The organism is Pseudodonghicola xiamenensis DSM 18339 (assembly GCF_000429365.1).
In the GTDB taxonomy this organism is placed as follows: Bacteria; Pseudomonadota; Alphaproteobacteria; order Rhodobacterales; family Rhodobacteraceae; genus Pseudodonghicola; species Pseudodonghicola xiamenensis.
Genome location: NZ_AUBS01000001.1, coordinates 287,959 through 301,135 on the forward strand (window position 1 = coordinate 287,959; position 13,177 = coordinate 301,135).

The window sequence follows — 13,177 nt, forward strand, 5'->3', positions numbered from 1 at the left end:
TGCGCCGGGGGGTCAGCTGGGCTCCGCCCCGAGGCTTTGCATCACCTCGGCCGCGATTTCGAAAGATCGGATGCGCGCTTGCGGATCGTGGATTTGGCCCGAGATCATGACCTCATCCGGCTGATAGGCTTCGATCAGACGGGCGGTCTGTTCCCTCACCTGGAGGGCGTCGCCTGTCGCGCTGACCGATAGCGCATGATCGACGCGCGCAATCCAGCCCGCCGGTGCCACCTCCTCGATCCGCTCGACCGGGCGCGGCAGCTTGCTGGGCTGGCCCGAGCGCAGCCGGATAAAGGCCTGCTGCATTGAGGTTTTCAGAAAGACCGCGTGATCCGGCGTATCGGCGGCGAAGATGTTCATCGCCATCATGAAATGCGGCGCGGAGAGGACTTCCGAGGGCTTGAAATCGCGGCGATAGACCTCGGCGGCCTGGCCCAGCATGTCGGGGGCGAAATGCGAGGCGAAGGCGTAGGGCAGCCCCAGATGCGCGGCCAGTTGCGCGCCATAGAGCGAGGAGCCGAGGATCCAGACCGGCACCTTGCTGCCTTCGCCCGGGATCGCATGCAGTTTCTGTCCCGGCTCGGGATCGCCCAGATAGGCCATCAGTTCCAGCACATCCTGCGGGAAGGTATCTTGCGCCGCCATGTTGCGGCGCAGCGCCCGGGCGGTCTCCATATCGGTGCCAGGCGCGCGACCGAGCCCAAGGTCGATGCGGGGGCCGTGAATGGCGGCCAGGGTGCCGAATTGCTCGGCGATCACCAGCGGCGAATGATTGGGCAGCATCACGCCCCCCGATCCCACCCGCATCCGTTTGGTATGGGCGGCGATATGGCCGATCATCACCGCTGTGGCCGAAGAGGCGATGCCGGGCATGTTGTGATGCTCCGCCAGCCAGTAGCGGTGATACCCCAATCCTTCTGCCGCCTGCGCCAGGGCGGTGGAATTGCGGATCGACTGGGCGGCATCGGCGCCTTCAGGGATCGGCGCCAGATCGAGCAGAGAGTAACGCATGGGAAATCCTTCGGGAGTGATCGGGTCAGCGGGTGGTTTGCCAACGGGCTTCCAGCCGTTCGAGCGCGGCGATGCGCTCGGTGGTTTTCGGGTGGCTCATCAGCCAGGCGGGGGCGACGCCAGCGCGCGATTGGGTGAGCTCCTCCAGCTTGGCGAAAAGCGATTTCTGCGGGGCGATGCCGATGCCGGCCTTGGTCAGCAGCGCGGCGGCATATTCGTCGGCTTCGTATTCGTCGCCACGCGACAGCCGGGCCGCCAGAAGCGAGGTGAGCATATTGGCGATCCAGACGCCGGCCACCGGAATGATCCGTCCCAATACCATGATCAGCGCGGTCCTGAGCGCATTCTGGCCGGAAAAATCGAGCATCCGCCGCCGTGCGTGCCCCAGCGCCACATGGCCTAGCTCATGGGCGATGACGCTGGCCATCTCCTCGCCCGACACCTCGCCGTTGCGGTATTTGCGATAGAAGCCGCGGGTGATGAAGATGCGCCCGTCCGGCGCTGCCAAGCCGTTCACCGGGTCGATTTCATAGATATAGACCGGGATTCTCGCCAGCCCCAGTGCGGCGGCAAGCCGGTCGGTCAACGCCTTCAGCCCCGGGTCGGCCAATTCTGTCGAACGCGCGTCCAGCTCGCGATGGGTGCGCCAGGTCGAAAGACGGTACATCACCAACGCGTAGAGAATGGCCAGAAGAATGGGGGTAATACGGATCATGGGGGGAATATGGGGCGCCGGCGCGTCGGCGGCAAGCACACAGGGGGGGCGAGCCGCAGGTTCGGCCGATGCCGCCCCGTCATGACGCCCGGGCGCTGCTCCGGTCTTTTTCTGGCCACCAATATCCCCGCCGGAGGCAGGGCGCGAAGCGCCCTTTCAGACGGGGCACACCGCGATCAGCGCGTCAGCTCCTTCATGCCCTTTTCCAGACCCGAAAGCGTCATCGGCACCATGCGGCTATCGAAGATCTCGCGGATCATCTGGATCGAATGGGTATAGTCCCAGTATTTCTCGGGCACCGGGTTGATCCAGAGGTTGTCTTTCCACTGCTCGCGGGCGCGGGCAAGCCAGACCTGACCAGCCTCGGCATTCCAATGTTCGTTGGCGCCGCCGGCATAGGCGATCTCGTAGGGCGACATCGAGGCATCGCCGACAAAGATGCATTTGTAATCCGGCCCATAGGTGCGCAGCACCTCTTCGGTCGGGGTCTGGGCATCCCAGCGGCGGCGATTGTCGCGCCAGACGCCTTCGTAGAGGCAATTGTGGAAATAGAAATATTCCAGATGCTTGAATTCGGTCCGCGCCGCCGAGAACAGTTCTTCGACCACCTTGATATGGGGGTCCATCGAGCCGCCGACATCGAGAAACAGCAGCACCTTGACCGCATTGTGCCGTTCGGGGCGGGTCTTGACGTCGAGATAGCCGTTCTCGGCAGTGGCGCGGATGGTGCCGTCCAGATCCAGCTCCTCCGCCGCGCCCTCGCGGGCCCAGCGGCGCAGCCGTTTCAGCGCCACCTTGATGTTGCGGGTGCCCAGTTCGACGGTATCGTCAAGGTTCTTGAATTCGCGCTTGTCCCAGACCTTGACTGCGCGGCGGTGGCGGCTTTCGTCCTGGCCGATGCGCACCCCTTCGGGGTTGTAGCCATGGGCGCCGAAGGGCGAGGTGCCGGCGGTGCCGATCCACTTGTTACCGCCCTGATGGCGGCCCTGCTGTTCCTTCAGGCGCTCTTTCAGCGTCTCCATCAGCTTTTCGAAGCCGCCCAGTGACTCGATCTCGGCCTTTTCTTCTTCGCTCAGGTGTTTTTCAGCCATCTTGGCCAGCCAGTCGGCGGGCAGATCGACGGCCTCCAGCACCTGATCGAAGCTGATCTGTTCTAGCCCCTTGAAGCTGGCGGCAAAGGCGCGGTCGAATTTGTCGAGATTGCGTTCGTCCTTCACCATCACCGTGCGGGCGAGGTAATAGAACGCCTCGACGTCATAGGTGGCGAGCCCCGCCTTCATGCCTTCGAGAAAGGCGAGATACTCCCGAAGCGAGACGGGAATGCCGGCCTTGCGGAGGTTTTCGAAGAAGGGAAGGAACATTGGACCTCACAGGGCTGCGCGGTGGATCAGGATCGTCGCGATCACCCCGATAATAGCGAAGGCAATCGCATAGCCAGCAGCATATTGCGCGATATCGGCCGGTTTGCCGTCACGTTTCCGGGCGGTGAAACCGCCGATCAGGGCGCCGATCACGGCGGCTAAAAGAACGATCATGCCGGGTTACCCCTGATTTGCTTTGCCGGGATTGAGCGCCGCGATCTCGCGCATCTTCGAGCGCACGGCCCAGTCGGAACCGAATCCGTAGCGCGCCCAGCCCAGGCTGTCCAGCCGCAGCGTTTCGGCCTGCCTGTGGTCTCCGGCCTCGTCCAGCGCTTCGGCTTTCAGCATCATCAGCGTCGCCAGCAGGGCGGCGTTTTCCGATTGTCTGGCCAGCGGCAGCATCGGGTCGATCTGGGCCAGGGCCTGCTGCGGCTGCCCCCGGGCGATGGCATAGGCGGCGGTCTGGGTAATGATCAGCGCCTTGTGAAGCTGGGTGTCGGGGCTGCGGTTCAGCACCGCTTCGGCGGCGCGGAACTGCGTTTGCGCCTGATCCGGATCGGTAAGCTGCAGGATGCGCCCCTGAAGGTAATAGCTGAAGGCCAGCCGCTGATCCGCCCAGCCCTGTTCCTGGGCAATGCGGGTGGCGGTGGCGGCGGCGCCGCGCCGGGCGGGAAGCGGGACATCGGGCCCCAGCGCGGTCTGCACCGCGTCGATCCAGGCGCGGGGTGTCAGGCTGACAGGTCGGGGCGCCACCCGGTCGCCGGCTGGGTTCAGCCGCGACAGGATGGCCGGCAGCCGCGCCGCCACCTGGCCCTCGGTCATGCCGGAATGTAGCCCTTGCGCATAAGTCGCGCGCAGGATCAGCATGTCAAAGCCGGTCAGCACCGTATGCACATTGTCGTCGTTGAAGACCGAATCCGGCAGCCGGTAAAGATCGTTCAGCGGCCCAAGTGCCTGGGCCAGTTCCTCGTGCAGACAATCGCGCAGCTCCTGCGGGGTGCTGTCATAGGGTACGAAGATGCCCATTCGTGTGCGCTCGTGCAGTGCCGACCAACTGGTCTTGGGTTTGCGGCGGTCACGGCGGAATTCATCGAAGCTCGAGACATTGGGCACCACGAAACAGGCCGCCTGGGGCAGGGTACGGCGAATTTCGGCGCGGCTGACCGTCTCGATGGTGATGTTGGCGGGGCCCTGGTCGATCTCGTGGATGTCGATGCCGGCCTCGCGCCGCAGCCGAAGCAGAAGCCGGCGCAGATCGGGCGCCAGGCTGGCCGGTGGTTTCCCGGTGACACGCACGGTGATCGGGGTTTCGAAGCGGGTGAAGGTCTGGAGTTTGCGGCCACTTTCCAGTTGGAAATGCAGCGCCAGGAAATCGGCGGCGATATTGGCGTTCGACCGGCTTGGCGCCTGCGGCTGCGGCGTGGCAAAGGCCTTCATCGGCGGCAGGGTGCTGTCGGCGATGCGTGCGCGGGTCGGGGTATCCTCCAGCGGGACCACCGAACAGGCACCGAGCAGAGCCAGCCCGAGACCGGCAAGGCCGGCACGCCAGGAATGTCGCCGAAGCCGGGCTGCGGCAGGAAATGGGACTGCATCGGTCATCGTGCTCGCCGGATCGTAAACGCCTAAACACCCGTACCGGATGCCTCTGACCGGGACGGGGATACTCTATCCTGTCGACGATAGGCCCGATCGCGCCGCGTCGCAACGGGTCTGCACGCCAGGCACCATCTCGGGCCGAAGGCCGCGCCCCGGCTGGGGCGCAGCGGAATTTTCCGAAAAATTCCGGGTCATTTTCTTTGCAAGAAAATGGAGCGGCGCGCTTATCGCTGGCTGCGGGCCATGAAGGCGAGGCGTTCGAACAGATGCACGTCCTGTTCGTTCTTCAGAAGCGCTCCGTGCAGTTTGGGCAGGGCATTCGCCCCGTCGCGCCGGAGATCCTCGGCATCCATATCCTCGGCCAGCAACAGTTTTAGCCAGTCGAGCACCTCGGAAGTCGAGGGTTTCTTTTTCAGCCCGGAGGTTTCGCGCAGTTCATAGAACTGCGTCAGTGCGGCGGTCAGCAGGCTGGCCTTGATGCCGGGGTGGTGTACCTCGACGATCTTGCGCATGGTCTGTTCGTCGGGGAAGCGGATATAATGGAAGAAGCAGCGGCGCAGGAAGGCGTCGGGCAGCTCTTTCTCGTTGTTCGAGGTGATGATGACGATCGGTCGTTGCCGCGCCTTGACGGTTTCACCGGTCTCGTAGACGAAGAATTCCATCTTATCGAGCTCTTGCAGCAGGTCGTTCGGAAACTCGATATCCGCCTTGTCGATCTCGTCGATCAGCAGCACGACCTTTTCGTCGGCCTCGAAGGCCTGCCAGAGCTTGCCCTTCTTGATGTAGTTCTTGACGTCATAGACCCGCTCGTCGCCGAGCTGGCTGTCGCGCAGCCGACTGACCGCGTCATATTCATAAAGACCCTGCTGCGCGCGGGTGGTGGATTTGATGTTCCATTCGATCATCGGCAGCCCGAGAGAGGCGGCCACCTGTTTGGCGAGTTCGGTCTTGCCGGTGCCGGGTTCGCCCTTGACCAACAGCGGTCGTTCCAGCGTGACGGCGGCATTGACAGCGATCGTCAGATCGTCGGTTGCAACGTAATCCTTGGTACTTTCGAAACGTGCGGTCATCCGGCTCTCCCTCCTGTGCCCAAGGATTGGGGATACTCAGAGGTCGGTGGCTTTGCAAGCGTCAGCCCCGGTACGGCCGTTGTGCCGTTGGGGCGCTGGCGGGCATGAGGGCACTGGGAGGGCGCAGAAGCGACCGTGTTCGGGGGGGGGGGGGCGGAACCCCGGGGGACCGGTCGGGCGGAAGAGACGGAAATGATCCGCACCGGGGGGCGCCATCCAAAGTCCGAACGCCTTCCGTTTCGGACGGTTCAGGGGGCATCCGTTCGGGGGCCGCGACCCAGGCATTGCCGGCACCTGTGCGAATTTGGCCCGAACGCGGATTTCACGCTGGTCTTGCTCCGGAAAAAAGAAAGAAATACCGGCGCGAGGGGCGGTTTCTTATGGCCAGTTCCATGGCTCGGGGCGTAATCTATCGAATTGCCCCGGTATTTTGAAATTTATATGTAATTTTGTGACAATTGAATTGTTGTTTTGATTGTTTCCAAAAAAAACTTCAAACTTTCCAGTCATATGCGCGCATGATGCTTGTCAGGACGGTGGGTGGCACCACCGTCGATCCTTCATGCGGCGGGGCGACCGAAACAGGGTCTGTCGGCGCTGCATGAGGAGAACCCCGGCCAGAGGGATATTTGTGTAGTGACAACCCTGCTGCCTTGGGCTAAACGCAGCCGCATGAGAGCACGGGTGAATGACGTGACATCTACAGACAGACCCGGGCCGGAAGGAGAAGGTATGAAAGCCGAAGTTTTCTTGCCGGAGGATTACCGCCCGGCCGAAGACGAACCGTTTATGAACGATCGGCAGCTAGAGTGGTTCCGCCGTGAATTGTTGCGCCAGAAGGGGGAGTTGCTGAATGAAAGCAAGTCCACCATCGCCGGCCTGCAGGACGGAACCCGCAATATCCCGGATATCGCGGATAGGGCCAGCGAGGAGACTGACCGGGCGCTTGAACTGAGGATCCGGGATCGCCAGCGCAAACTGGTGGCAAAGATCGACAGTGCCCTGCGCCGCATCGACGAGGGCGAGTTCGGATATTGCCAGGAAACCGGTGAACCGATTTCGTTGAAGCGTTTGGTGGCGCGTCCGACAACGACGCTGAGCCTTGAAGCGCAGGAACGGCATGAGCGCCGCGAGCGGGTTCACCGCGACGATTGATTTTGCGGGGCCTTGGCTGCGCAACGGCAAACGCCGGGGCCCGCGCCCTGGCGTTTTTTCTTAGAAGAAACCGGTCGGGCAGGCCGGAACAGCCGGGCAAACCCGGCGGACATCGGGCGGAAGGAAAAAGATGGCGCTGAGCGGCCGTCATATTGTCGTGGCAGGAGCCGGCATCGGAGGATTGGCGGCGGCGCTTGCCTTGCGCGCGCGGGGGGCCGAAGTCACCGTATTGGAGCGTGCCGGTGAGATCGCCGAGGTCGGCGCCGGTCTGCAGATCAGCCCCAACGGGGCCGCGGTTCTGTCGGCGCTGGGGCTTGGTCCGTCAATGGCGCGGGTGGCAATGCGCAATCGGGCGGTGGTCCTGCGCGATTGGCGCCGTCCCGGAGAGGTGCTGCGTCTCGACCTGGAACAGCATGCGCCGGGGCAGGATTTCTTTCTGGTGCATCGCGCCGATCTGATCGGGTTGTTGGCCACCGCTGCGCGCGGTGCTGGGGTGCATCTGAGATTGCTGCAAAAGATCGACCGGGTCGAACCCGGCCCGCAACCGGTCGTGTACCTGTGCAACGGGGCGCAGGCAGCGCGGGCCGATCTGGTGGTCGGGGCGGACGGGCTGCATTCGCGGGCACGGGTGGCGCTGAACGGCGAGGACCGGCCATTCTTCACTGGCCAGGTGGCCTGGCGCGCCATCGTGCCCAATGATCTGGGGCTTCCGGCCGAGGCCTCGATCTATATGGGGCCGGGCCGGCATCTTGTCTGCTATCCGCTGCGTGAGGGGACGATGATGAATATCGTCGCCGTGCAGGAGCGTCGCGACTGGGCCGACGAGGGGTGGCATCACCGCGACGATCCGGCCAATCTGCGGGCCGCTTTTGCCGGTTTCCAGGGCGTGCCGGCTGAGCTGTTGAAGCGGGTCGAGGACACCGCGCTCTGGGGGCTGTTTCGCCATCCGGTGGCTCCACGCTGGCAAGGCGGCCGTGTCGCGCTGCTGGGGGATGCGGCGCATCCGACGCTGCCGTTCCTGGCGCAGGGGGCGAATTTGGCACTGGAAGACGCCTGGGTGCTGGCTGATTGTCTTGAACGCGAATCCGATCCGGTGACGGCGCTGGCGATGTATCAGGCGCGTCGGCGTGACAGGGCGGTTCGGGTGATCCAGGCTGCCAACGGCAATGCATGGAAATACCATTTCCGCCTGTCCCCCTTTCGGGAACTGGGGCATCTGGCGTTGCGGCTGGCCGGATCGCTGGCTCCGGCACAGGCGGTGCGGCAATTCGACTGGGTCTATCGCCACGATGTGACGCGCGCGGCGGTCTAGCACCCCGGCGCGGGCCGGGGCACAGGTCGGGTGATCAGAGATCGAGCTCGGCCCAGACCGGAACGTGATCTGACGGCTTGTCGTAGCCGCGAATTTCCTTGTCGATGCCGCAATCGGTCATCAGGTCGGCGGCCTGCGGGCTGAGCAGAAGATGGTCAATGCGGATGCCGTTGTTCCGCTGCCAGGCGCCGGCCTGATAATCCCAGAAACTGTAAAGTCCGGCGCCGGGATGACGGGCGCGGATCGCATCGGTGAGCCCCAGGTTGGTGATCCGCTGGAAGGCGGCACGGCTTTCGGGCAGAAACAGCGCGTCCTTTTCCCAGGCCTCGGGTTTGGCGGCATCCATCGGCTGCGGGATGATGTTGTAATCTCCGGCCATAACAAAGGGCGCCTCGCTTTTCAGAAGCTCGATCGCCCGGGCGCGCAGCCGCTCCATCCAGGCCAGCTTGTAGTCGTATTTCGGCCCTGGCACAGGGTTGCCATTGGGCAGGTAGAGACCGCAGAGCCGCAGCGCCGTCTTGCCGATCACCGTTGCCTCGATCCAGCGGGCCTGCTCGTCATTGTCATCGCCGGGCAGGCCGCGACGGACATCCTCAAGCGGCAGTTTCGACAGGATCGCCACGCCGTTGAAGCTTTTCTGCCCGTGGGTTTCGACCGAATAGCCGCGCTCTTCGATCAGCTCGCGGGGGAAGGCCTCGTCGACCGATTTGATCTCCTGCAGCAGCGCCACATCGGGCTGGGCGCTGTCCAGCCAATCGCAAAGCGCCTGAGCGCGGGCCTTGATGCCGTTGATGTTGAAGCTGGCGATCTTCATGTGGGGCCTCCTTCGGGGATCGCCGATCTATCGCCCATCGGAGGCGGTAGGGCAAGCCGGGTGCGATTCGCTTAATTTGATTAAATATTAAGCATAATTTGCGGATTCTCTTGGATTTGCTGTTTCGTATCAATTGTGTGGATAAGTTTTTTCGTCTTGTGGACGGGTTTCTCCTTTCGATTGTATGGGCGGATTTTGATGCACGTAATTGATGTGGGTAACTGCCCTGGTCCGGCGGTGGCTCTGACAAAAGATGTTTTGTGGTCGGCGACGTGGATGTCAGCCTGAGGGGGTGTCAACAGTCAAACATGGGGGATTGATATGACCGCACTGCGCAAATTCGACCAAAATACCCGCGTTGATGTCGCGACCAGCCTGTTCGACGGGGCTGAAACGGGGCTGTTCCCGTCGGGCTCCGGTCCGCAAGCTGTGGGTGATCTGATGGCGGGCGAGGCTGTTTCTCTGTTCCCGTCGGGGTCGGGCCCGGTGATGGGCGGCGCGATGACCGCTGGCGAGGGGACGCGTCTGTTCCCTTCGGGAAGCTGAACGGGCGGCCGGAGCGGAGAGAAAAAGATGTCTAAAATCATCCGACTGAACGTTCCGGCCCGGGCAGAGGGCGAGGCCGCGCGACGCGCGGCCTTGCTTTGTTGCTTTGCATTCCACCGCCGATCCGAGGCCGATGTTTTCTGGCTGAAGGAAAATGCCGAGCTTTTGAATATCCTCGAATGTACAGGCGCGCGGCCCGATCCGGCCGAATTGGCGCCGCTTTCGCATTTTTACGAAACCGTCGAAAAACGGCTGATCTTCTTTCCGCAATATTATCGGTTTCTCTTGTCTCTGGCCCTGGATCTGGAGGAGCTGGGTCTGCCCGGTGATACCGCCGAACGGCTGTGTGCCCGAGTGGCGGCGGAGGGGCTGGCCGGAGCCGAGCTTTCCGATCTTCAGCGTGCCGAAGCGCGCCGGTTGCTGGCGCGACGCGGTGTTGCGGTGCCGGCAGATCCTGGTCTGGATGATCGGTTGCATGCCTTTCTGGGGCGGCCTGAGACCTTCGCGCTGCCGAACAAGAAGGCGGCTTACGAACTGACCCATATTGTCTTCTATCTCAGCGAATATGGTCGGCGTGATCCGGGATTGGCCCCAGAGGCGATTGTCAGCCTCGAAAACGCCGGCATCCTGTCCTATCTGGAGCAGAACGCCGATCTGCTGGCCGAAATCTGTATCGCGCTGCGATTTGCGGGGGTGCTGCCGTCACCGATCTGGGAGGATTGGCTGACTGCGGAGCTGACCGGGTTTTCCGTTTTCGAAGGCGCCCAGGCCAGGCCGGAACCGGATGAGTATCACGATTACCTGATGTGCGCCTGGGCAGATCGGTTGCGGGGTGGGGTGGGGTTCGTCAAACCGGCCTCTGCCGGACGGATGAGCTTTTGGCGCGGCGCTGGCGGCGCCGGGGCGCTCAGGCAGATGTCGGAATGCCTGTTCCAGCTCGACAATGCGCGGTCTGACGACTGGCCTGCAATGGCGCCGCGTCTGCGCGCCGCGCTCAGCGCTCCCGCGCGGGAGGTTCTCTCTGCCGCCGAGGCCAGTAGCCCGCGGTTTGCCGAATTCTTTGCCGATTTCGCCCGGCCTGAAAGCCGGACAGAGACCCGACGGGGGTGTGGGGCATGAGCGCGGCGCGACGGACGGCGTTGATCGGGGCAGGGCTGACGGTGATATACACCGGGCTGATTGCCGCGGCCGATGCCATCACCAAACTGATCGCAGGCAGCTACGAGGCGCCGCAGATGTTCGCCGTTTCCGGCGCGATCGTCGTCGCCCTGAGCCTGTTGACCGCGCGGCGGCGGGGGGAGCGGCTGGTCACGGGATATCCCCGGGCAATGGCGATGCGGTCAGGGGCAACGGTGCTGGCGGCATTATCGTTTTTCGAAGCCTTCCGGCTGTTGCCATTTTCCGAGGTTTTCCTGTTCATCGCGCTGATGCCGATCCTGGCGGCGTTGATGTCGGGGCCGATCCTGAACGAACATGTGCGACCAGCAGCCTGGGGCGCGCTGGCCGCCGGAGCCATCGGGGTGATCTGTCTTTTCCCCGACCAGGCACTAGAGGATGGCACTGGTTACATCTGGGCCGGAGCTGCTGCGCTGTCAGGTACATTTTCCATGGTTATGTCGCGCTTTATCGGTCAGTTTGAAAGTAATACATCAGCACAGGTGTTCTTCCCTAACCTGGCGCTCCTGGGAGGCTCGGTGTTGGTTCTGCCCGTGGTATGGCAGCCTATGGCGCTGGCCGATCTGGGGTGGATTGCGGCTTATGCCGGGCTGTTGTTCCTGGCACGCTGGTTCTCGGTGGTGGCGCTGCGCTCGCTTCCCGCCTATGTGGTCACGCCGCTGATGAACCTGCAGTTTGTCTGGATGGTGGCGCTAGGTGCTCTGGCCTTTGGAGAGTGGCCAGGGCTGGAGACCCTGCTTGGTGCCGCAGTGGTGGTGGCGAGCGGCCTTTACCTGCTGTGGGATCGGATGTTTCCGCAGGTTCGCTTGATGGATAAGGTTAGAAACTTCCTGTAACCATCTGCAAACAGGTGGAAATGGAAGACATTCTTACATCGCGAAGGAGGTGCCGCAACCGCAGGACGAGGTGGCGTTCGGATTGTCGATCACGAAGCGGGCGCCGATCAGCTCCTCGGTGAAGTCGATGGTGGCATTGGCCAGAAACGGCAGCGACACGGAATCGACCACGACCTTTTCGCCCTGGCTTTCCAGCACCAGATCATCCGAGGCCGGATCGTCCAGCAAGATATTGTACTGGAACCCGGAACAGCCACCGCCTTCGACTGCAACGCGCAAGGCTTTGCCCTGGTCGGCGGCACCGATTTCGGACAGGCGGGCAAAGGCGCGCTCGGTCACTTTCGGGGGCAGGTTCATGGAACTCTCCGGCGGTTTGAATTTCTTGGTAAGTCCAATATAGATGCCTGTGACAATTGGACAAGGACAAGGACCGCAGATGCTTGCGCCCTACGCCTCGAAGCCCGAACAAAGCCGTGGCCGGCTGGTTCCGGAAGAGGAAAGCCATTTCCGGTCGCCGTTCCAGCGCGACCGTGACCGGATCATCCACGCCAGCGCCTTTCGCCGGCTGAAGCACAAGACGCAGGTCTTCGTCGAACATGAGGGCGACAATTATCGCACTCGGCTGACCCATTCGATCGAGGTCGGGCAGGTGGCGCGCACCGTGGCCGGTGCCCTTGGCCTGAACCAGGAGCTGACCGAGGCGGTGGCGCTGGCCCATGATCTGGGTCACACACCCTTCGGCCACACCGGAGAGGACGCGCTGCACGCGTTGATGGAGCCCTACGGCGGTTTTGACCACAATGCCCAGGCCATCCGTATCGTCACAAAGCTGGAACGGCATTACGCCGAATTCGACGGGCTGAACCTGACTTGGGAAACGCTTGAGGCGATTGCCAAGCACAATGGGCCGGTGGAGGGGGCGCTTCCCTGGGCGTTGGCCGAATGCAACGCCGCCCTCGACCTTGAGCTTCATACCCATGCCAGTGCCGAGGCGCAGGTGGCGGCCTTGGCCGATGATATCGCCTATAACAATCACGATCTGCACGACGGGTTGCGCGCCGGTCTCTTCACTGATGAGGAGATCACCGCATTGCCGATGATCGGCCCGGCCTATGCCGAGGTCGACGCGAAATACCCCGGGCTCGACTGGAACCGTCGCCGGCACGAGGCCCTGCGGCGGGGGTTCGGGGGGATGGTCGGCGATGTGATCGACACTTCGCGCGCGCGGTTGGCCGAAAGCGGCGCCAGCTCGGTCGAGGAGATCCGCGCGCTTGGTCGCCCGGTGGTGCAATTCTCGCCCGAAATCTGGACGCAACTCAAGGATATCCGCGAATTTCTGTTCCGCCGGATGTATCGCGCCCCCAGTGTGATGGTGATCCGCAAGCAGGTTGCCGTGGTGGTGGAGGAGCTGTTCGATCTGTTCCTGCATGATCCCGGGCTGTTGCCGGAGCGCTGGCTGCATGATCTGGCAATGGCCGAAGGGGACGAGACCGCAGTGGCGCGGATCATTTCGGATTACATCGCCGGGATGACCGACCGCTTCGCGCTGCATGAACACGAACGGCTGATGAAACCCTGAACAGAG

Annotated in this window: 14 protein-coding genes; 6 read left to right on the top strand and 8 right to left on the bottom strand. The window is 63.0% G+C overall.

The window, feature by feature from the left end:
- Positions 1 to 12: 12 nt before the first annotated feature.
- From G455_RS0101360 to G455_RS0101385, 6 genes are all read right to left on the bottom strand, one after another.
- Positions 13 to 1,011 (bottom strand): LLM class flavin-dependent oxidoreductase, encoded by a 999-nt coding sequence (locus G455_RS0101360; RefSeq protein ID WP_028092025.1) that lies wholly within the window; start codon positions 1,009 to 1,011, stop codon positions 13 to 15.
- A gap of 25 nt (positions 1,012 to 1,036) precedes the next feature.
- Entirely contained in the window at positions 1,037 to 1,726 is a 690-nt protein-coding gene (locus G455_RS0101365) for a M48 family metallopeptidase (RefSeq protein WP_028092026.1), read from the bottom strand.
- 176 nt (positions 1,727 to 1,902) lie between these two features.
- A complete protein-coding gene (locus G455_RS0101370; RefSeq protein WP_028092027.1) occupies positions 1,903 to 3,087 on the bottom strand; it encodes a vWA domain-containing protein in 1,185 nt (394 codons plus the stop codon).
- A 6-nt stretch (positions 3,088 to 3,093) separates the two neighbouring features.
- Positions 3,094 to 3,261, bottom strand: coding sequence for a hypothetical protein (locus tag G455_RS25845; protein WP_028092028.1), 168 nt, complete (start codon positions 3,259 to 3,261; stop codon positions 3,094 to 3,096).
- 6 nt (positions 3,262 to 3,267) lie between these two features.
- On the bottom strand, positions 3,268 to 4,686 hold the full coding sequence (locus tag G455_RS0101380; RefSeq protein ID WP_084436954.1) for a DUF2927 domain-containing protein: 1,419 nt from the start codon (positions 4,684 to 4,686) through the stop codon (positions 3,268 to 3,270).
- Between the two features lie 221 nt (positions 4,687 to 4,907).
- Entirely contained in the window at positions 4,908 to 5,753 is an 846-nt protein-coding gene (locus G455_RS0101385) for an AAA family ATPase (protein WP_028092030.1), read from the bottom strand.
- A gap of 732 nt (positions 5,754 to 6,485) precedes the next feature.
- Between G455_RS0101385 and dksA the strand changes: the two genes are divergently transcribed.
- Positions 6,486 to 6,908 (top strand): RNA polymerase-binding protein DksA, encoded by a 423-nt coding sequence (dksA, locus tag G455_RS0101390; RefSeq protein WP_028092031.1) that lies wholly within the window; start codon positions 6,486 to 6,488, stop codon positions 6,906 to 6,908.
- Between the two features lie 130 nt (positions 6,909 to 7,038).
- Entirely contained in the window at positions 7,039 to 8,220 is a 1,182-nt protein-coding gene (locus G455_RS0101395; protein ID WP_028092032.1) for an FAD-dependent monooxygenase, read from the top strand.
- A gap of 34 nt (positions 8,221 to 8,254) precedes the next feature.
- On the opposite strand, the gene xth is transcribed toward G455_RS0101395, so the two are convergent.
- Entirely contained in the window at positions 8,255 to 9,034 is a 780-nt protein-coding gene (xth, locus tag G455_RS0101400; RefSeq protein ID WP_028092033.1) for an exodeoxyribonuclease III, read from the bottom strand.
- Positions 9,035 to 9,355: 321 nt separating this feature from the next.
- On the opposite strand from xth, the gene G455_RS0101405 reads away from it, so the two are divergent.
- The 3 genes from G455_RS0101405 to G455_RS0101415 are packed head-to-tail and all read left to right on the top strand — an operon-like array spanning position 9,356 to position 11,592.
- On the top strand, positions 9,356 to 9,580 hold the full coding sequence (locus G455_RS0101405) for a DUF6749 family protein (RefSeq protein ID WP_028092034.1): 225 nt from the start codon (positions 9,356 to 9,358) through the stop codon (positions 9,578 to 9,580).
- Positions 9,581 to 9,607: 27 nt separating this feature from the next.
- Positions 9,608 to 10,699: a DUF6902 family protein gene (locus tag G455_RS0101410; RefSeq protein WP_028092035.1), complete on the top strand. Its 1,092-nt coding sequence runs from the start codon at positions 9,608 to 9,610 to the stop codon at positions 10,697 to 10,699.
- Entirely contained in the window at positions 10,696 to 11,592 is an 897-nt protein-coding gene (locus G455_RS0101415; protein ID WP_028092036.1) for a DMT family transporter, read from the top strand. The genes G455_RS0101410 and G455_RS0101415 overlap by 4 nt, the downstream gene beginning before the upstream one ends.
- A gap of 33 nt (positions 11,593 to 11,625) precedes the next feature.
- Here G455_RS0101415 and G455_RS0101420 read toward each other — a convergent pair whose 3' ends face one another.
- Positions 11,626 to 11,949: a HesB/IscA family protein gene (locus G455_RS0101420; protein WP_028092037.1), complete on the bottom strand. Its 324-nt coding sequence runs from the start codon at positions 11,947 to 11,949 to the stop codon at positions 11,626 to 11,628.
- Positions 11,950 to 12,028: 79 nt separating this feature from the next.
- On the opposite strand from G455_RS0101420, the gene G455_RS0101425 reads away from it, so the two are divergent.
- Positions 12,029 to 13,171 carry a deoxyguanosinetriphosphate triphosphohydrolase gene (locus tag G455_RS0101425; protein ID WP_028092038.1) on the top strand — a complete coding sequence of 381 codons (1,143 nt, stop codon included), beginning with the start codon at positions 12,029 to 12,031 and terminating at the stop codon, positions 13,169 to 13,171.
- The last annotated feature ends 6 nt before the right edge of the window (positions 13,172 to 13,177 follow it).